A 16,844-nucleotide genomic window follows, 5' to 3' on the forward strand; every position below is an offset into this window, starting at 1 on the left:
CCCAACAAATCTCGCTTATGCCGGTTGACGACAGCCGTCAAAGCCTCTTCCATGGCCGGCCACAAGCACCGGAACGGAACAACCAATGACACTGGCGACTGCGGCGCAATCCGCGACATGGACGTATGTCGAGGGCGACTGGTATGAGGGCAACGTCGCCATTCTAGGCCCGCGCAGCCATGCCATGTGGCTCGGCACCAGCGTGTTCGACGGCGCTCGCTGGTTCGAAGGTGTCGCCCCCGACCTCGACCGCCACGCCGCAAGGGTAAATGCATCGGCGATCGCGCTCGGTCTCAAGCCGTCCATGAGTGTCGACAAGATCGTCGGGCTGACCTGGGACGGGCTGAAGAAATTCGACGGCAAGACGGCGGTCTATATCAGGCCGATGTACTGGGCCGAGCATGGCGGCTACATGGGCGTACCAGCCGATCCGGCTTCGACCCGCTTCTGCCTTTGCCTCTACGAATCGCCGATGATCTCGCCGACGGGTTTTTCGCTCACCGTCTCGCCGTTCCGGCGGCCGACCATCGAAACCATGCCGACCAATGCCAAGGCGGGCTGTCTTTACCCCAACAATGGCCGGGCCATCCTCGAGGCCAAGATGCGCGGTTTCGACAATGCGCTGGTGCTCGACATGCTGGGCAATGTCGCCGAGACCGGGACCTCGAATATTTTCCTGGTCAAGGACGGCCATGTGCTGACGCCGGCGCCGAACGGCACCTTCCTGTCCGGCATCACCCGCTCGCGCACGATGACGCTGCTCGGCGAATACGGATTCAAGACCACTGAAAAGATGCTGTCGGTGCGCGATTTCCTCGAGGCCGACGAGATTTTCTCGACCGGCAACCATTCGAAAGTCGTGCCGGTCATCCGCATCGAGGATCGCAATCTCCAGCCCGGTCCGGTAGCCAAGAAGGCGCGCGAACTCTATTGGGATTGGGCGCATTCGACGTCCGCCGGCTGACCCGCTATCGTTTTGCGCGCCTGCCCGTTGTTTTGACGAGGCTCCTTGCGCAAAACCGTGTGACACTTTTCCGGAACCCGCCTAGAAAGGGAACCGGCGCTTCATTCCGGAGTTGTCCCAGCTCAATCCAGACCTATCTTAATCCGGTATCGACATCGGGTTCTTTCCACGAGGGAGTATCGTCCATGGCTTTTGAATTGCCCGCTCTGCCCTACGACTACGAGGCCTTGCAGCCCTACATGTCGAAGGAGACGCTGGAGTATCATCACGACAAGCACCACAAGGCCTATGTCGACAACGGCAACAAGCTGGCCGCGGAAGCCGGCATGGGTGACCTGTCGGTCGAGGAAGTCGTCAAACAGTCCTTCGGCAAGAATGCCGGGCTCTTCAACAATGCCGCCCAGCACTATAACCACATCCATTTCTGGAAATGGATGAAGAAGGGCGGCGGCGGCAACAAGCTGCCGGGCGCCCTGCAGAAGGCCGTCGATAGCGACTTGGGCGGCTACGACAAGTTCAAGGCGGACTTCATCGCCGCCGGCACCACCCAGTTCGGTTCGGGCTGGGCCTGGGTTTCGGTCAAGGACGGCAAGCTGGCGATCTCGAAGACGCCGAATGGCGAGAACCCGCTCGTCCATGGCGCGACGCCAATCCTTGGTGTCGATGTCTGGGAACATTCCTACTACATCGACTATCGCAACGCCCGGCCGAAATATCTCGAAGCCTTCGTCGACAGTCTCATCAACTGGGACCACGTCCTCGAGCTTTACGAAAAGGCCTGATCGATTTGCAGACAAGCCCCGGCACGACCGGGGCTTTTCTTTTGCGCTCAATACATGTCGCGAAAGTGTGCAGCGATTTGCGATAACGATATGCATAAAGCGACACTAAAACGTGTCGCCGGCCAACCGCGGCGCGCTTCAGGATCGACCGATTCACACAAGCGTGAGGCGAAGTTTCGGAATTATTGAGCCATCCTTGCCGTTAGCGTTTTGTCCTAAGTGCCTCAACATGGAGCCAAGTGAATGAGAAAGCTTGTTATCGCCATCTCAATGCTCGCCTTTGCCGGCTCGGCGGCCTTTGCCGACCCGATACTGGATCGGCAGGCTCTGATGAAGGAACGCGGCAAGATCGTAGGCGGATTGTCGAAAGTGGCCAAGGGCGAGGAACCTTTCGACGCAGCGGCGGTGCTGACGCAGTTGCAGGCGCTTCAGGCCAACGCCGAGAAATTCCATACCGGCGTCGAAACGCTTTTCCCGGCGGGCAGTGACACCGGCGATACGACGGCTGCTCCCAAGATCTGGGAAGACATGGCCGGCTTCAAGGCGGCCGAACAAAAGTATCTCGCCGACGTCAAGGCTGCTGCCGCTGCTGCTCCCGCCGACGTCGATGCCTTGAAGGCACAGTTCAACACCATCGGCGACGATTGCGGCACTTGCCATCAGAGCTATCGGATTAAAAAGGGCTGATCGCGGGCAATGCGCCTGCTGAAAAAACTCATCGGCGCCGCTCTCGTTCTGGGCGCCGTCGGCGCCGTTGCCGGTTGGTTCCTGTCGGCCCCGGCCAGGCTCGATGCTGAAACGCTGGCGAAACTCGGTTCCGGCGACGCTGCCAGGGGCAAGCGCATCTTTTATGCCGGCGGCTGCACGTCATGCCATTCCAAGCCGGGCTCGCAGGGCGATGCCCGCCTTCAGCTGGTTGGCGGTCTCGAGCTCAAGACGCCGTTCGGCACCTTCGTGCCGCCGAATATTTCGCAGGATGCCAAGGACGGCATTGGCGCATGGTCGGTCGAAGACCTCGCCAACGCCATGCTGAAGGGTGTCTCGCCGAGTGGCGAGCATTTCTATCCGGCGTTTCCCTACGCATCCTATGCCCGCATGAAACCGGCCGACATTGCCGATCTCTACGCCTTTCTGAAGACGCTTCCGGCGGTGGCCGGCAAGGCGCCCGCCAATTCGCTGGACTTCCCGTTCAACATCCGTCGCGGCATCGGGCTGTGGAAACGGCTCTATCTGAGCGACCAGCCGGTGATTGCTTTCCCCGACGGCACGCCGGAGCCGGTGTTGGCCGGCCGCTATCTCGTCGAAGGACCGGGCCATTGCGGCGAATGCCACACGCCGCGGGACTTTACCGGCGGCACCACGAAGAGCGAATGGCTGGCCGGAGCCACCGCCGCCGAAGGCAAGGGCATCGTACCGAACATCACCCCGGGCGAAGGCGGCATCGGCGAGTGGTCGCAGGCCGAGATTGCCAACTATCTCGAAACCGGCTTCACGCCGGATTTCGATTCCGTCGGCGGCGCCATGGTCGACGTACAAAGAAACATGGCCGAGCTGACGCCGGATGACCGCTCGGCGATTGCAGCCTATCTGAAGGCCGTCCCGCCGCACCCCAACGGCTATCCCGCGCGCAAGCCGGCGAATTAGCACCCGTCAGCCCGTTGGCGCTGGCCTTTTCTCAGGTCGGCCGGCCTTCATCAGGTCGAGGATTTTTTCGAGCCGGTCGACGACATCGCTGGTTTCCAGAAGCTGCTGTTTCTGTTCGATACTGATCGACAGCAGCGGCGCGAGCGTATCGGCCAGGACGCCGGGATCGCCGATGGAGGGCAGGCCGCGCCGCGCCTTGGGCTTTCGTTGGATCGAGGAAAAATCGATGTTGGCGTAACTCTGATATGTTTCGAGAACGGCGCTCGAACGTGCTTCCGCCTCCGCCGATCGGCCACGCTGCTCTTCGACGGGCGCGACCTCCGCCGTCAGAAAGTCGGCGTTGACCAGGCGAAGGATCGCTGCTCGCTGGAGGCCGGAGACGGAGACTTTGAGAACCCCATCCACCTGCGTCTGGCAGTTTATCACGCTTGCCGTGACACCCACCGGATAGAGAGAATCAAGGTTGCCGGGATCATCGTCCGTCGCCCGCCTCTGGGCGACCACAAGAACGCGGCGGTCGCCTGCCACCGCGTGCTCCACCGCGCGCCGCGTTTTGTCGCGGCCCACAAAGACCGGAACCGTCATTTGCGGAAAGAGCACGAAATCCCGCATTGGAAAAATCGGCAGATCCGCGCCGGAGGAGGGGGGCGGGCTGGCCTCGGGCGCCGGAGTTCTGGGCTCGGCCCCGACTGGTTGGCTCGCCTGAATCCTCGCAGCCAACACGTTCCAGTCGCGGAGGCCGAGAATCCTGGCAATGAGCTCGAGGCTTTCGCTGTGGGACAGGGAAACGGATTTGGCGCTCAGCGCTTCGGACAGCGTTTGCGCCATGGCTTTTGCATCGCGGAAGTCGCGCATGGAATTATCCTTTGCTTCGAAGAACGGAAGACGTCAGGGCTTGCGTTACTGACCCGTTCGTTCGGGCAAAGGGAGCCTGAAGTGGCTCGATACATTCACCTTACCCCAAAGGGTGCAAGCGGCAGGTCGTATCCACCTGTCTGGAAGGTGCGCTGAAGGTCCGGTGTTGTCAATCCTGCCCGCACTGCGTTCCACGTTCCCGGTTTATGGGTGACGATCGCCCAGAAAATCGAAACCGGTTTCGAAGAAATGATTGTAGTCGCAGGTCAATTCCTCGCCGGCCGCGATGTCGCGCAACGCATATGTCTCCTCCGGCGAGGAGACATCGCAATTCGGATCATCGTGGTGGTTCATGTAGCGTGCATCGTCGGCTTCGAAAACGATGTAGTTCGGATCGCGGCGATCGGGATAGGAGTACCGGTCGAGATAGGCTTTGACCGGTCCGGTTTCGCGCTCGTAGGTCTCGACCTCGATGCGGCGGTCGTATCTGGGATCGAGCTTCCACACCAGCGTGCCGCGGGGAATGTGGTTCTTGGCGAAAACGCCGATACCCTGGATGGGCGATTTGTCGAGATAGACGTCGACGAGCAGCATGGCGGAACCTTGGCGTGACCGGGTGGTTTGCGGCTGGAAAAAAGCCGCGCACTGGGTAGCGCGCGGCCGTTGCAATTGCGAGCGGAAAATCAGCTCAAAACTTCGTTTGCGGCAAGGTCGGCCTTGCCTGCAACCTTCAGCGCAAAGGCATATGTATAGGCGATCTCCTCCAGCCGCGAAAACCGGCCGGATGCGCCGGCATGGCCGGAATCCATGTTGATCTTGAATAGCACCGGATTGTCGCCGCTCTTGCGTTCGCGCAGCCGCGCCACCCATTTGGCCGGCTCCCAATAGGTGACGCGCGGATCGGTGAGTCCGGCCAGCGCCAGGATCGGCGGATAGTCGAGCGCGCCGACATTGTCATAGGGCGAGTAGGCGGCGATCGTGTGGTAATCCTCCTGCGAAGCGATCGGATTGCCCCATTCGGGCCATTCCGGCGGCGTCAGCGGCAAGGTCGCGTCGAGCATGGTGGTGAGCACGTCGACGAACGGCACCTCGGCGACGATGCCGCCGAAGCATTCCGGCGCCATATTGGCGATCGCCCCCATCAGCATGCCGCCGGCCGAGCCACCTTGCGCAACGATGCGGTCGTGCGCCGTGTAGCGCTCGGTGACGAGATGATGCGCGACGGCGATGAAATCCGTGAACGTGTTCATCTTGTGCGTCCGCTTGCCGTCGTCGTACCAGCCATAGCCCTTGTCCTTGCCGCCGCGGACATGGGCGATCGCGTAGACAAAACCGCGGTCGACCAGCGAAAGGCAGTTCGTATTGAACGAGGCCGGCACCGTGATGCCATAGGAGCCATAGCCGTAGAGCAGGCAAGGTGCCGATCCGTCGAGCGGCGTGTCGCGGTGGTGGATGAGCGAGATCGGCACCAGCTCGCCGTCGCTGGCAGGCGCCATCAGCCGCCGGGTGACATAATGGTCCGGGTCGTGTCCGGACGGGACTTCCTGGGTCTTCAGCAGCACGCGCTCTCGGGTGCGCATGTTGTAGTCGAAGACCTGCGCCGGCGTCGTCATCGACGAATAGGAAAAGCGCATGATCTCGGTGTCGTATTCATAAGATCCCGACAGGCCGAGCGAGAAGGCTTCCTCGTCGAGCGAGATGAGGTGTTCCTCGCCGCTCTTGCGGTCGCGAATGACGATGCGCGGCAGCCCCTCCTTGCGCTCGAGCCTGACCATATGATCCCTGAAGCCGATCACCGAGAGGATAAGCCGGCCCGCTTCGTGCGGCACCAGTTCTTGCCAGTTGGCGCGCACCGGATCGCTGGCCGGCGCCGTCATGATCTTGAAGTCCTTGGCGCCGTCGGCATTGGTCAGGATGAAGAAGATGTCGCCGCCTTCCTCGAGGTCGTATTGCAGGCCGGTCTCGCGCGGGCAAACCAGCTTCGGTTCGGCCAGCGGCTCGTCGGCGCGCATGATGCGGTATTCCGAGGTTTCATGATCGTTGATGCCGATCATGATCCATTCATTGGAGCGGGTGCCGCCGACATTCATGAAGAAGCCGGGGTCGGTTTCCTCATAGATCAGCCGGTCGTTTTCAGGCTTGTCACCGAGAGAGTGGAACAGCACCTTGGAGGGGCGGTGGTTGGAATCGAGGCGGGTGTAGAAAAATCCGTCATCGCCGGCATCCCACACCCCGCCGCCGCCCGTATCCGCGATCTGGTCGGTCAGCTCGTTGCCGCTGGCGAGGTCGCGCACGCGAAGCGTGAAGAATTCGGAGCCCTTGTCATCGAACGCCCACAAGAGCTTTTGATGATCGGCCGAATGGTCGACGCCGCCGAGGCGGAAATAGGCTTTGCCTTCGGCTTCCGCGTCGCCGTCGAGCAGGATCTGCTCGTCGCCGCCATCGCGCGGCATGCGGAAATAGCGCGGCTGTTCGCCGCCGAGCTTGAAGGACGACCCATAGGCATAAGGCCCGTCCTTCATCGGCACGGACGAATCGTCTTCCTTGATGCGCCCCTTCATTTCCCCGAAAAGCTGCTTCTGCAGCCGGGCAGTGTCGGCCATCAGCGCCGCCTGATAGGCGTTTTCGGCTTCGAGTTGAGCGCGGATATGGCTGTCGAGCAGGGACGGATCTCTGAACATCTCCTGCCAATTATCGGCTCTCAGCCAGGCATAATCGTCTGTCCGGGTCACTCCATGATGGACGTCGAACACCGGCCGCTTCTCTGGCTGTGGCGGGCTGGCCGTCGGAAATGCTGAGGTTTTGGTCATTGAGTCTCGCTGTGGAAGTTACTTGAATGGCGAATGAACACGCCGATCAGCGCGGGTTCAAGGGTCGTGATGCATTGTGATGTCGGGCTCGAGAAGATGAGCCGAGGAGAGGACGATGATGAAATTCTATGTTCGCACCGCTGCGGCTCTCGCCGTCGCTTTGATTGTTCTGGCCCATGCCGGCCAATCTCATGCAACCGTGTTCGCAGCTTGGCAAGTGACCAACGTGCCGTCTGGCGACACGCTCAATGTGCGCAAATATCCCTCGGGGTCATCGCAGAAGCAGGCCGCCTATCCCAACGGCGCCGTTCTGCAGATGACCGGCAAATGCACCGGCGGTGTCAACCTGCTCGATATCGCTAATCAACCGGCCGCGCAGCAGGTGGAAAAGGTGCGCTATCGCTGGTGCGAAGTCTGGCACGATCCGGCTCAAAGCGGCAATTTCGTCACCGGCTGGGTTTATGGAAAGTACATCGCTCCCCATTGACGGATTCGCGCCGGCGGCAGCGCCGATTTCTGGATTGCTACTGTGCAGCAAGCACATCGCAACCTGTGGTTTTGTTGATTTGGGAAGCAACCAGATAGCCATGTGTCAGGATCAAGCATAGCCAAGCATTGGGCCTTCTTTGACGCACATTACGGATGTAAAGACGGCCTTACGTCGCGTCAGCGGCCGCTGGTCTGACCAGAGAAATACCAAAAGCTACACTCAGCACGAAAGATTGAAGCTGATCGCGGACTATTTGATCAACAACAACGAATATAGCGCCACAAGCGAATTGACTTACTTGGTCTACGGGCCCATTAAGATGCCGCGACGCGAATCGTAGAGGCTCTTTCCTGCAAAAAAGTTCGCGCGATGCCCGACCTTTCAAAAAAGGGCGTAGACAGAAACAACACTCGTTGGGGCCATGAAGACCATGGATATTGTCGAAACACCTTCCAGAAACAGTGATGCGCTGATCGAATTGACCGCCGATGTGGTGGCCGCCTATGTCAGCAACAATCCGGTGCCGGTCGGCGAACTGCCGAACCTTATCGCTGATGTCCACGCCGCTCTCGGGCGCGTGGGCGGTGCCAGCGAACAGCCTCCTGCCGACAAGCAGAAGCCGGCTGTAAATCCGAAACGCTCCGTCCATGACGACTACATCGTCTGCCTCGAGGACGGCAAGAAGTTCAAATCGCTGAAGCGTCATTTGATGACCCATTACGGTCTGACGCCGGACGAGTATCGCGAAAAGTGGAATTTGGACGCAAGCTATCCGATGGTTGCTCCGAACTACGCCGCCGCCCGCTCCCAACTCGCCAAGAAGATGGGTCTCGGCCGCAAGCGCAAGGGGCGCTGAAGCCGGCTCTCTCCCTACAGCCTGGATACGACAGTCGACGGCGCCCTTCGGGCGCCGTTTGCTTTTTGGAGTGATCAGGCTGTCTGCTTCAAGGCTGCCTCGGCATCGCGCTTGATGCGCTTGACCATCGAACGAAGACCATTGGCGCGCTGCGGCGACAGGTGTTCGTCAAGGCCGAGCGCCTTCAAAGTGGCTTCGGCATCCGTGTTCCGGATCTCGCTGGCGGGTCGCCCCGAAAACAGTGCCAGCATGATGGCAACAAGGCCGCGCACGATATGGGCGTCCGAATCGCCCTGGAAGGTGATAACCGGGTCGGCGCCCGGTCCTTGTTCGGTGGTCAACCACACCTGGCTGACGCAGCCGGGAACCTTGTTGGCTTGGTTGCGGTCGGCGTCGGGGAACGGCGGCAGCGCTTCACCCAGTTCGATCACATAGCGATAGCGGTCTTCCCACTCATCGAGCAGGGAGAAGTCGTCGCGTATCGTCTGGATCGTCGTCGTCATCACCCCAGGATATAGTCACCCGGCGCCGCCGCGTCACGAAAAAAGAGGAAAAACACCGCAGGCGTCTAGAGGTCGGACGCGCCTGCGGTGTCGCCAAGGAGGTGGCTAACTGTCTTAGTTTGTCGTCTGCATTCTGACCGGTATGTCGACTGTCGCCGGCAGGACGATAGTCTCCGCCACGCTGCCGGTCGCGACAGTAGTGTCGAGCCCTGTCGTTGGCTTGCCGCCGGTCTGCCCGTCGGTCTGTCCCTCGGTCTGCTTGTCGTTCAGCATGGCGGCCGCGATCTTGGCGGTCTCCTTGGCGCGGGCGGTGATCGTCTGCATCGCCGACTTGCCGGTCTCGCAGACGTCGGGCTTGCGTTCGCATATGCCGGCGATATCGCCGACCGCTTCGCGGGCCGCAAATAGAGCCTGGAGAGGGCCGACAGCCTGGTGACCAGCGTCGTCGGTTCCGACACTCAACGGCAACGCCAGAAGCACCAGCGAAAACCAGAAAGCCATTCTTATCAGAAAGCTCATAGGGACTGCCCTCATCCGTGACCCGGATCATGCCTTCGTGCGGCATGACCTCTTTTATGGGCATGATCGTGGCACATGCGCACAAAGGACGGCTTGCCCGGTCAGTGAAAATTTTCCTCAAATTTTAGGCAAATTCGAAACGAAGCGTTTTGTAATGGATTTGCTTCAAATCCCTGTTTATCTTCTTAAGTAAAAAGGAACCATCTAGCTATTTGTTTTTAAATAACTTTTGTTGGGAAGGCTGCGCGCTGACGCCGATTGTCCGGTGCGCAACCGCAGCCTTCTCGGATAACCCTCCGTTTACTATGGCTGCAATCGCCCTGGGTTTCCGCCGCCGGCCTCCCAATATTTGTCGCATGCCGGGCATTGGTCGGCACCGCCTTATCCATTCCTTAAACGCTGGATGCGAGTTTCAGATCAATAAAAGCGACCTGCGAAGCAGGACAGTTCACGACCGGGTGCAAGTGCGTTGAGTTCGATCGGGGCCAGATACGTTGAATTGCCCGGCGCGATGGCGGCCGGTTGCGAGCGTATGGTTCATCCATCCATCCTTGAGCAGAACGATCGCCTGCGCCAGCGCCGCTTCATCGGCGCCATGCTGGCCGCTCCGTTTTTTGCCGCCGGCGCCGCGGTCACGCTGGTCACCTCCGGCATGGGTGCTGCCGTCACCATGGCTGCGATCTTCGCCAGTTTCGGCCTTTGCTGGTTTGCCGCTTTGCTGGTGGCGGCGACGGGCAAGATGGCGCTTGCCGGCCGGGCAGCCTTGGCAATGGGCGGTCTCGCCGCAGCCGGTGTCATTGCCGCCGCGGGAGGCCTGGCCTCGCCGGTCGCCTTGCTTGCCCTGGCCCTGCCGTTCGAGGCCTGGTGGATCGTGGGCTCGCGGCGCGCGGCGCTATGGGGGGGCATAGCCGCGCTCGCAGCCGTCTTTCTGCAATATTTTGCCGGCTCTGTCTTGCCGCTCAATCCGACGCAGATTGCCGCCTGGCACTGGCTGCTGCCGTTGGCCTGGGCGTTCACGCTTGCGCCTCGCCTCGCGGCACTTGGCAATCCGGCCGGCGCGCGGCTTGACCCGGCGGCCGACGATCGGCTCGAGGCCGTCATCGACGCCGTCGTCTTGAGGGTCGGCAGGCATGGCGAGGTTCAGGATGCGTCGGCCAAGGCGCGCACGCTCCTGAAGCTGCAACCGGAACTGCTGTTCGGCACCGGCCTGTTCGACCGGATTCATCTCTCCGATCGTGTGGCATACCTCAGCGCGCTGGCCGACATGCGCGATGGCGCGTTGGCGCGCCGGCTCGATCTTCGCGTCAGGCTGCCGCAGGACGGCGGTGGCGCGACGGCGGACAATTACCGGCCGTTTTCCCTTGAACTGGCACGGCTGGAAAAGCAGCAGGACGTCTTCACGCTCGTCCTGCGCGAGAATGGCGAAGTAGCCGCATTGCGCGAAGACCTTGCCGCCGCGAATGAGGCGGCGGCTTCCGCCGAAGTGGCGAAGGGGCGGTTCCTGGCGGTCGTCAGCCACGAGCTTCGCACGCCGCTCAATGCCATCATCGGTTTTTCCGACATGCTGCTGCATGAAATGTTCGGCGGCTTCAAGGATCCCCGCCAGAAGGAATATGTCGGCCTGGTCAGGGAGTCCGGCCAGCATTTGCTTGCCGTCGTCACCTCGATACTAGACGTTTCAAGGATCGAGTCAGGCGCCTATGCGACCGAGCCGGAACCGTTCCGTTTCGTCGAAGCGGTCGAAATGTGCCAGTCGATGATGCGCTTGCAGGCCGAGGCGAAGAACATCGATCTGCAAACGCAGATCGCGCCGGATGCGGGCGAGATAAATGCCGATCGTCGCGCCGTGCAGCAGATCCTCATCAACCTCGTCTCCAACGCGATCAAGTTCACGCCCGATGGCGGGGAGGTCGTCGTCGGCGCCAAGCGGATCGGCTCGCGGCTGCATTTCTGGGTCAGGGATACCGGCATTGGCATTGCCGAGGAAGATTTCGAAAATCTCGGCAAGCCGTTCATGCAGATCCAGAACGATTACACCCGCCGCTTCGAGGGAACCGGCCTCGGCCTGTCGCTGGTCAAGGGCCTGGTGGCGCTGCACGACGGCACCATGTCGATCGAGAGCATGCCGGGCGAGGGCACCACTGTCACGATCAGCCTGCCGGTGAAGGGACCAAAGGGACGTTCTACCGACAAGTCCGGCGTGCTGCCGATGCCCGCGGCCAGGACGAAGGGGGAAGGGGACAGGAATGGCTCGCTCCGCAAAACGGCCTAAGGCGGTCAGGCGCCGCGGCAACGCCCTTCAGGGCGGCGCGGTCGCGGTTGGCAGCATGATCTCGCGCAATCCGGTTCTGGTCGGCGGCTCGACCGCCTTCCTGGTGACGCTGTTCTATGTCTCGGCGAATGCCCTGTGGTATCAGCCCTTTCCGCATGCCGGCGCGTTTTTCGCCACCAGGAGCATCGAGGCCTTTCCTCGCGCCGACACCGACGAGCCCGAAACCACCATCAACATCGTGCGGCCGGGCCCGGCCCCGGCGCCGGTCAAGAGCGATCCGGTCGTCGAACAGGTCCAGGGCATATTGAAGGACCTCGACTTCTATTCCGGTACGGTTGACGGCATTACCGGCCCCAACACGCGCAAGGCCATTCAGGCCTATCAGCAGAAGGTCGGGCTCAACGCCTCCGGCGAGATCGACAGCGTCCTGCTCGATCAACTGGGCGCCACGCCAACCGCCTCGACGGCGCTGCCGCATCCGGCCCCCCGCCCGGACCAGACGGCCGCTATCCCCATTCCGGCATCGGCGCCGGCAGGTGAGGCAGCGCCGGCGCCCGATGCCCGCATCATCAAGATCCAGGCCGGGCTGAAAGCATTCGGCAATGACGACATGCAGCTCGATGGCGTGGTCGGCGCCCGCACAAAGGCCGCAATCAAGGAATTCCAGTCGCTGTTTGGACTGCCGGAAACCGGCGAACCCGACGAGGTCGTCTACGTCAAGATGCGCCAGATTGGCCTGACCAACTAACCCCAAGGTGTGCCGATATTCAGGTGAGGCCGGCCTGCAAATGGCGGCCTCCTGCGCTTCCGGCCTTCGCCGGCCGAAGCCCTCATATGCGCCTCCGTCCTATGAAGGTTACGGCCGGCGTAGGCCGGTTCTCGGAGCCCCCCTGGTTTGGTCGCTTCGCGCCCGTCTTCGACTCCAACCCGGCCTGACCTGAATCTCAACACACCTTGGCGAGCACAGACCAATTTCGGTTTCTGGACCGATGCTATAAGGAGCATCGCATGTTGTCCGGAACCCTGCCATGCGCGTAACCACCGATCTGTGGGTGTCGGCCCTTCTGCGCCGGGTTTTCGGCGCCGGCGGCTTTGCCGCCGTGGTCAAGCGTGGCGCGACCGAGGCGGGCGCTGTCTTTGTGCTGGCGCGGGGCAGGCTGGGCGAGCTTGCCCTGTTCGGGCCGGCGCCGCAGACGAGCTACGATTCGGCCAAGCCCGACGACCGTTTCTTCAGCCCGCTCGGCGCCGGCGACGATGCCGCCGCACTCGACGCAAGGCTGGAGAGGGAGAAAAAATTCGATCCTGATATCTGGGTGGTGGAGATCGAGGCCGGCGCCGTTCCGGTCAAGGAGCTTATTGCCGTCAAGATGCCTTGAGGCTGGCGACGGCGGGACCATTGCCGCTGTCTTGCGCGATGCGCGTATCGACGTTCGCGGCGGCGCGCACGATGCCGCGAACCACCTTCGACAAGGTTTCGGCTTTCCAGTTGCGCACCTTGTCGAGTGCTGCGTCGCGATGCAGCAACCGGTAACGATCGAGGAAGATGCGGATCGCCTGCGGATGCGGAAACGCGGTGGGATAGATCGCGGCCGCGATCAGGAACGCCTTGTCCTCGCTGAGGTCAAGCGCGCGCAAGGCGGCCAGCAGCGACGTATAGTTCTGGTTTGCGGTAAGCGACCGCGCCGTTGAAAAATCGATGTCGAGCGCGTCGGCCAACGCGGTCTGGAAGAATGCCGCGTTGCCGGTCAGCGCCGTCTCGCGCAGTTTGACATAGGTCTGCGCGCCGACGAACGGATTGACGGCCACACCGCCGCTCTGCGCATCGGCGCGCATCATCGACCGCAACCGGCGTCGCGCATTTTCCGCGCCGGCGCCAGGCAACGGCTTTCTATCAGGGACGGCAGCAGCGATTTCGGCACTCTCCGTCGCATCGGTGACCGCGTCGGGCTGCTGCACGCGCACCAGCGTCGGCTTTTCGAGCACCCTGATCAGCTGGGCGATGGTCGGGTTCAGATTCTTGCGGCGCGCGATGGCGCGCGCATGCGGCAGCCCGTGACGCCCGATGAGCGCGATGAGGTCGACGTCGCTGACGGCGCGCGAGCGAATAAGCAGCGGCGCGGCGATATCGACCGGTTCCTCGCAGAGCCGCCTGATCAGTGCGGCAGGCGCATATTCGCATTCGGAAAGCGCTGCGGCGACGTAGCGGCGTGACTCGACCGACACATTGTTGAAAAGCGGCATCGTCAGGTCTTCGAGTTGCGCGATCTCCCGGCGCGAAGGACGGGTGAGCGAACAGAATGCCGACACCGCCGCGCGGAACAGCCTTTCGGCCTTTCCCGATTCAGTCCGTATAACGATTTGCCTGAAATCCGAAGATGACACGGAGGATACGCCCGACACTCGACACGATCTGGCCATGCTCAACCGGGACTGTGTCGGTTTCGCCTTTGACAAGAACAAAGATCAAGTTAGCGACGATCCGTTAGCGTTCCGTTAACCTAAGCGCTTGAGCTAACACGCTTTCGTTTTAAGAAAAAAAGCAACGGGAAACCTTTACTTAAAACGGCGTGCTCATTCCCACGGTCTCACTAGGCATCGTAGGACAACCCGCTGAATTGAAGACATTCATGCCCCTCATCTTGGGCACCGGCTTGTCCTTATTTCTCAGGTTTTGGGTCAATCGGGAATTGAGCCGTCTCAAAGAATAAGTCAGTCAGCAGGAATGGTTTTCACATCAGGCACAAGGTCGATCCTGATAGGCAGTCTGTCAGTTCGAGACGCGGCCAAGGCCTGACCGGCGAAGTCATCGGGTGCCGGCCAAAACGCGGCAAATATGTCTTGGATCGTACTGGTTGGTGTGAACGAAGTTGATTTCAGAAACGTCTCGCCGTTGGCTGCAATGAAGTGACCAACGGCAATAAATGACGTGGCTTGAATTGCGTTCTTTTTCATCGCGAATCTCCTGTTGACCTTCCAGCCTAGGCCGAACAGAATCCGCCGACGAGGATTATCACGGCAATCCCCGTTATCCCCACTTGGCCGACTGGTACTCGTCGGAGAAATTCAGTTGCAATGACTCAATGTCGTGGGCTGAGGACGATTCGGCACGAAGCTCGTACTCTAATCCCGCCGCTTTCAAAGCCTCCTCAAGTACTCGACCGTCCGCCTTATCAGGGCTCCTATTGATCACGACAATCCCGCTAGGTGGCGCGAGTTTTACACCGATGCTGCGACGAGCAGTTACCTTCCAACCTTCCTGTTGAAAGGACCGTTCGAATTAATGCAGCTTGGCCTCAGTGAGGCGATTGACGCTGTCCACGTCCCAAGTGAGGGCAATGGTCCCGGCAAAATTCCGTATTGTGCGAGACATCCTTGCCAATTGATCGTCAGAGAAGGGTTGTAGATCGGCAGTCAGTTTGGTGACCGCAGTTTCCAATTCTGTGATCTTGGCAGCAGCCTCGTTCGGAGACGCTCCCTTGAGCTTTTCCTTGTAATCGTCGATCTGCTCCTTCAGCAGCTTGATAGTGCTTTCCGAGTTGTCATGGCGGACCGAATGCGCAGCCTTAAGAATAAACCAGCTCACTCCGGTCAACAGCACCCAGCCGGTGATGAAGGTAAACAATGCCTGTGACAGCACGGCATACTGTTTGGAGAAAAACTCGATGATTGAGGTCAGATCCATACTGGATCAATAGCAGCGAGTCGGGTGACTCGTCACTGGCGCGAGCGCAGCTTCCGACTTATCTCTATCAGGGGGGGATCAAGATGAGTCAGCTTTCCAGCCTTTTGCATACTCTGTATTCCGGCGAGAATCTTGTCCCTGCGGTAGTTGGTGTCGCAGCTTCATTCGCTGGTGCATGGGGAGCACAGGTCGCGATTCTAAGGCGTGACCGGAGGCGGGAACTGCTAACCAACTTACGCGCAGTGAACGAAGCGCTGGCGCTATCGTTCGCCATTGGCAACAATTGTATGTCAATGAAAAATCAACACACGATGGGACTGCTCGAACGGTTTCGTGAAACCGAACAAAGGGTAAAAGATCATATCCAAAAGGTAGATGCAGCTCCCCCAGGCACTCGATTCGAACCAATCGAATGTGCAATGGAGCTAAGAACGTTACCAATTCCCAAGGTGCCGATAGATCGGTTGGAAACTGTTGTGTTTGAAAAACTCAGCGTCGACACCAAGACGCTGAATCTAACAATCGAGATAAACAAATCGATCGATATGCTGAATTCATCTATATCGGTCCGGAACGATCTCATACAAAAATGGAAGAATGAAGGTAATGAAGGTAGCGAAGATAAAACATTCCGCTACCTCGGACTAGAGACCAAGCATGGGGCTGATGAAACTTATAAAACGACCCTCTTTGCCATCGAAGCATATTTGGATGATTGTATCTATTTCACCATGCAACTCGAAAAAGCGCTTAATGATCACGGCAACAAAATTCGAAGATTTCGGTTCCGACTTTTCAGGTCGTTGCCGAAGATTGCAAAGGCTGACTACTCATCTGAACGCGCCAAGCGACTGTTGCCAGACCCCAAGGATTATCAAGACTGGGAAAGTGGGTTTGTGCCCCAACCAACGTTTTGGGACAAATTGAAAGCGCGTTTCAGCCGCAAAAAGAAGATGCTCACTCCTCCCGGAAATCCTGAAGCGTAGCATGGCGCAATTTGTCTTCGCCGCGAAGGTGTTTGACTTCACGTCTAATGCTCGGCTTCACCCATAGGGTTGCCGGTCGCTTCCCGCCCTCGAGGCGTTTTAGGATTCCGTTTTAAGCGTTTAGGTCGTTTCAGCAAATTTTAATTCGAAATCAACCTAGTAGGTAAACGCTCCGTTAACCTACTGCCATCCTTAATCAGTATTGGAGGCGTTGCGTTGTGCTCCGGGGCAACCGAGAGGAATGCACGAACCATGGGCATGGTACTGTCTTTCGTGCCGCGAACGGCGGCAACCAATCGAGCAGTTCGAAACACCGGCACACCGGCGGCGGTGATCATCTTTCCCGGGGTCCGCTATGAACAGCGGCCGCTGACGGGCGAGGCGAGGCCGGGCGTCGATCCAGACAAGCCAGGCTCGTCGGCGACGATGCCAGGCTCGTCGGGGACGCTGCCTGTTCCTCACCACTGAGTTTCGGGATCAG

At 60.0% G+C, this 16,844-nt stretch carries 19 protein-coding genes; 11 read left to right on the forward strand and 8 right to left on the reverse strand.

Going from position 1 to position 16,844, the window contains the following annotated elements; translation table 11 throughout:
• Positions 1 to 85: 85 nt before the first annotated feature.
• The 4 genes from AC0L2H_RS15195 (at position 86) to AC0L2H_RS15210 (ending at position 3,390) form a co-directional block, all read left to right on the forward strand.
• Positions 86 to 964 (forward strand): branched-chain amino acid aminotransferase, encoded by an 879-nt coding sequence (locus AC0L2H_RS15195; protein ID WP_473590978.1) that lies wholly within the window; start codon positions 86 to 88, stop codon positions 962 to 964.
• A gap of 185 nt (positions 965 to 1,149) precedes the next feature.
• Entirely contained in the window at positions 1,150 to 1,746 is a 597-nt protein-coding gene (locus AC0L2H_RS15200; protein WP_006330956.1) for a superoxide dismutase, read from the forward strand.
• A 243-nt stretch (positions 1,747 to 1,989) separates the two neighbouring features.
• Positions 1,990 to 2,433, forward strand: a complete 444-nt coding sequence (locus AC0L2H_RS15205) for a c-type cytochrome (RefSeq protein ID WP_473590979.1) — start codon at positions 1,990 to 1,992, stop codon at positions 2,431 to 2,433.
• A gap of 9 nt (positions 2,434 to 2,442) precedes the next feature.
• Positions 2,443 to 3,390 carry a cytochrome c gene (locus tag AC0L2H_RS15210; protein WP_473590980.1) on the forward strand — a complete coding sequence of 316 codons (948 nt, stop codon included), beginning with the start codon at positions 2,443 to 2,445 and terminating at the stop codon, positions 3,388 to 3,390.
• Positions 3,391 to 3,396: 6 nt separating this feature from the next.
• Here the strand turns inward: AC0L2H_RS15210 and AC0L2H_RS15215 are convergent, their stop codons facing one another.
• The 3 genes from AC0L2H_RS15215 to AC0L2H_RS15225 form a co-directional block, all read right to left on the reverse strand.
• On the reverse strand, positions 3,397 to 4,245 hold the full coding sequence (locus AC0L2H_RS15215; protein ID WP_473590981.1) for an LON peptidase substrate-binding domain-containing protein: 849 nt from the start codon (positions 4,243 to 4,245) through the stop codon (positions 3,397 to 3,399).
• Between the two features lie 204 nt (positions 4,246 to 4,449).
• Positions 4,450 to 4,839, reverse strand: coding sequence for an SET domain-containing protein (locus AC0L2H_RS15220; RefSeq protein WP_473590982.1), 390 nt, complete (start codon positions 4,837 to 4,839; stop codon positions 4,450 to 4,452).
• An 89-nt stretch (positions 4,840 to 4,928) separates the two neighbouring features.
• On the reverse strand, positions 4,929 to 7,055 hold the full coding sequence (locus tag AC0L2H_RS15225) for a S9 family peptidase (RefSeq protein WP_473590983.1): 2,127 nt from the start codon (positions 7,053 to 7,055) through the stop codon (positions 4,929 to 4,931).
• A 115-nt stretch (positions 7,056 to 7,170) separates the two neighbouring features.
• On the opposite strand from AC0L2H_RS15225, the gene AC0L2H_RS15230 reads away from it, so the two are divergent.
• Positions 7,171 to 7,542: an SH3 domain-containing protein gene (locus tag AC0L2H_RS15230; protein WP_473590984.1), complete on the forward strand. Its 372-nt coding sequence runs from the start codon at positions 7,171 to 7,173 to the stop codon at positions 7,540 to 7,542.
• A 433-nt stretch (positions 7,543 to 7,975) separates the two neighbouring features.
• On the forward strand, positions 7,976 to 8,401 hold the full coding sequence (locus AC0L2H_RS15235; protein WP_023673680.1) for a Ros/MucR family transcriptional regulator: 426 nt from the start codon (positions 7,976 to 7,978) through the stop codon (positions 8,399 to 8,401).
• Between the two features lie 74 nt (positions 8,402 to 8,475).
• Here the strand turns inward: AC0L2H_RS15235 and AC0L2H_RS15240 are convergent, their stop codons facing one another.
• Positions 8,476 to 8,904: a SufE family protein gene (locus tag AC0L2H_RS15240; protein ID WP_473590985.1), complete on the reverse strand. Its 429-nt coding sequence runs from the start codon at positions 8,902 to 8,904 to the stop codon at positions 8,476 to 8,478.
• 114 nt (positions 8,905 to 9,018) lie between these two features.
• Entirely contained in the window at positions 9,019 to 9,423 is a 405-nt protein-coding gene (locus AC0L2H_RS15245; protein ID WP_473590986.1) for a DUF5330 domain-containing protein, read from the reverse strand.
• 532 nt (positions 9,424 to 9,955) lie between these two features.
• Between AC0L2H_RS15245 and AC0L2H_RS15250 the strand changes: the two genes are divergently transcribed.
• From AC0L2H_RS15250 to AC0L2H_RS15260, 3 genes are all read left to right on the forward strand, one after another.
• The gene (locus AC0L2H_RS15250; protein ID WP_473590987.1) at positions 9,956 to 11,695 is read left to right on the forward strand and encodes a sensor histidine kinase; all 1,740 of its coding nucleotides are present in this window, start codon (positions 9,956 to 9,958) and stop codon (positions 11,693 to 11,695) included.
• Positions 11,670 to 12,443, forward strand: coding sequence for a peptidoglycan-binding domain-containing protein (locus AC0L2H_RS15255; protein WP_473590988.1), 774 nt, complete (start codon positions 11,670 to 11,672; stop codon positions 12,441 to 12,443). The genes AC0L2H_RS15250 and AC0L2H_RS15255 overlap by 26 nt, the downstream gene beginning before the upstream one ends.
• Positions 12,444 to 12,723: 280 nt before the next feature.
• Positions 12,724 to 13,071, forward strand: coding sequence for a DUF1491 family protein (locus AC0L2H_RS15260; protein WP_473590989.1), 348 nt, complete (start codon positions 12,724 to 12,726; stop codon positions 13,069 to 13,071).
• On the opposite strand, the gene AC0L2H_RS15265 is transcribed toward AC0L2H_RS15260, so the two are convergent.
• From AC0L2H_RS15265 to AC0L2H_RS15275, 3 genes are all read right to left on the reverse strand, one after another.
• On the reverse strand, positions 13,058 to 14,077 hold the full coding sequence (locus AC0L2H_RS15265) for a hypothetical protein (protein WP_473590990.1): 1,020 nt from the start codon (positions 14,075 to 14,077) through the stop codon (positions 13,058 to 13,060). The genes AC0L2H_RS15260 and AC0L2H_RS15265 overlap by 14 nt on opposite strands.
• A gap of 327 nt (positions 14,078 to 14,404) precedes the next feature.
• Positions 14,405 to 14,647 (reverse strand): hypothetical protein, encoded by a 243-nt coding sequence (locus tag AC0L2H_RS15270; RefSeq protein WP_473590991.1) that lies wholly within the window; start codon positions 14,645 to 14,647, stop codon positions 14,405 to 14,407.
• A 325-nt stretch (positions 14,648 to 14,972) separates the two neighbouring features.
• Complete coding sequence (locus tag AC0L2H_RS15275; protein WP_473590992.1) at positions 14,973 to 15,377, reverse strand: hypothetical protein; 405 nt, start codon at positions 15,375 to 15,377, stop codon at positions 14,973 to 14,975.
• Positions 15,378 to 15,460: 83 nt separating this feature from the next.
• Here AC0L2H_RS15275 and AC0L2H_RS15280 point away from each other — a divergent pair, with 83 nt between their 5' ends.
• A complete protein-coding gene (locus tag AC0L2H_RS15280; RefSeq protein ID WP_473590993.1) occupies positions 15,461 to 16,363 on the forward strand; it encodes a hypothetical protein in 903 nt (300 codons plus the stop codon).
• 252 nt (positions 16,364 to 16,615) lie between these two features.
• Complete coding sequence (locus AC0L2H_RS15285) at positions 16,616 to 16,831, forward strand: hypothetical protein (RefSeq protein WP_473590994.1); 216 nt, start codon at positions 16,616 to 16,618, stop codon at positions 16,829 to 16,831.
• Positions 16,832 to 16,844 lie beyond the last annotated feature (13 nt).

It is taken from the genome of Mesorhizobium sp. WSM4871, assembly GCF_055811295.1.

Coding starts and splice junctions, on each gene's coding strand:
- AC0L2H_RS15195 (WP_473590978.1), top strand. CDS start 86: ATGACACTGGCGACTGCGGCGCAATCCGCGACATGGACGTATGTCGAG.
- AC0L2H_RS15200 (WP_006330956.1), top strand. CDS start 1,150: ATGGCTTTTGAATTGCCCGCTCTGCCCTACGACTACGAGGCCTTGCAG.
- AC0L2H_RS15205 (WP_473590979.1), top strand. CDS start 1,990: ATGAGAAAGCTTGTTATCGCCATCTCAATGCTCGCCTTTGCCGGCTCG.
- AC0L2H_RS15210 (WP_473590980.1), top strand. CDS start 2,443: ATGCGCCTGCTGAAAAAACTCATCGGCGCCGCTCTCGTTCTGGGCGCC.
- AC0L2H_RS15215 (WP_473590981.1), bottom strand. CDS start 4,245: ATGCGCGACTTCCGCGATGCAAAAGCCATGGCGCAAACGCTGTCCGAA.
- AC0L2H_RS15220 (WP_473590982.1), bottom strand. CDS start 4,839: ATGCTGCTCGTCGACGTCTATCTCGACAAATCGCCCATCCAGGGTATC.
- AC0L2H_RS15225 (WP_473590983.1), bottom strand. CDS start 7,055: ATGACCAAAACCTCAGCATTTCCGACGGCCAGCCCGCCACAGCCAGAG.
- AC0L2H_RS15230 (WP_473590984.1), top strand. CDS start 7,171: ATGATGAAATTCTATGTTCGCACCGCTGCGGCTCTCGCCGTCGCTTTG.
- AC0L2H_RS15235 (WP_023673680.1), top strand. CDS start 7,976: ATGGATATTGTCGAAACACCTTCCAGAAACAGTGATGCGCTGATCGAA.
- AC0L2H_RS15240 (WP_473590985.1), bottom strand. CDS start 8,904: ATGACGACGACGATCCAGACGATACGCGACGACTTCTCCCTGCTCGAT.
- AC0L2H_RS15245 (WP_473590986.1), bottom strand. CDS start 9,423: ATGAGCTTTCTGATAAGAATGGCTTTCTGGTTTTCGCTGGTGCTTCTG.
- AC0L2H_RS15250 (WP_473590987.1), top strand. CDS start 9,956: ATGGTTCATCCATCCATCCTTGAGCAGAACGATCGCCTGCGCCAGCGC.
- AC0L2H_RS15255 (WP_473590988.1), top strand. CDS start 11,670: ATGGCTCGCTCCGCAAAACGGCCTAAGGCGGTCAGGCGCCGCGGCAAC.
- AC0L2H_RS15260 (WP_473590989.1), top strand. CDS start 12,724: ATGCGCGTAACCACCGATCTGTGGGTGTCGGCCCTTCTGCGCCGGGTT.
- AC0L2H_RS15270 (WP_473590991.1), bottom strand. CDS start 14,647: ATGAAAAAGAACGCAATTCAAGCCACGTCATTTATTGCCGTTGGTCAC.
- AC0L2H_RS15275 (WP_473590992.1), bottom strand. CDS start 15,377: ATGGATCTGACCTCAATCATCGAGTTTTTCTCCAAACAGTATGCCGTG.
- AC0L2H_RS15280 (WP_473590993.1), top strand. CDS start 15,461: ATGAGTCAGCTTTCCAGCCTTTTGCATACTCTGTATTCCGGCGAGAAT.
- AC0L2H_RS15285 (WP_473590994.1), top strand. CDS start 16,616: ATGGGCATGGTACTGTCTTTCGTGCCGCGAACGGCGGCAACCAATCGA.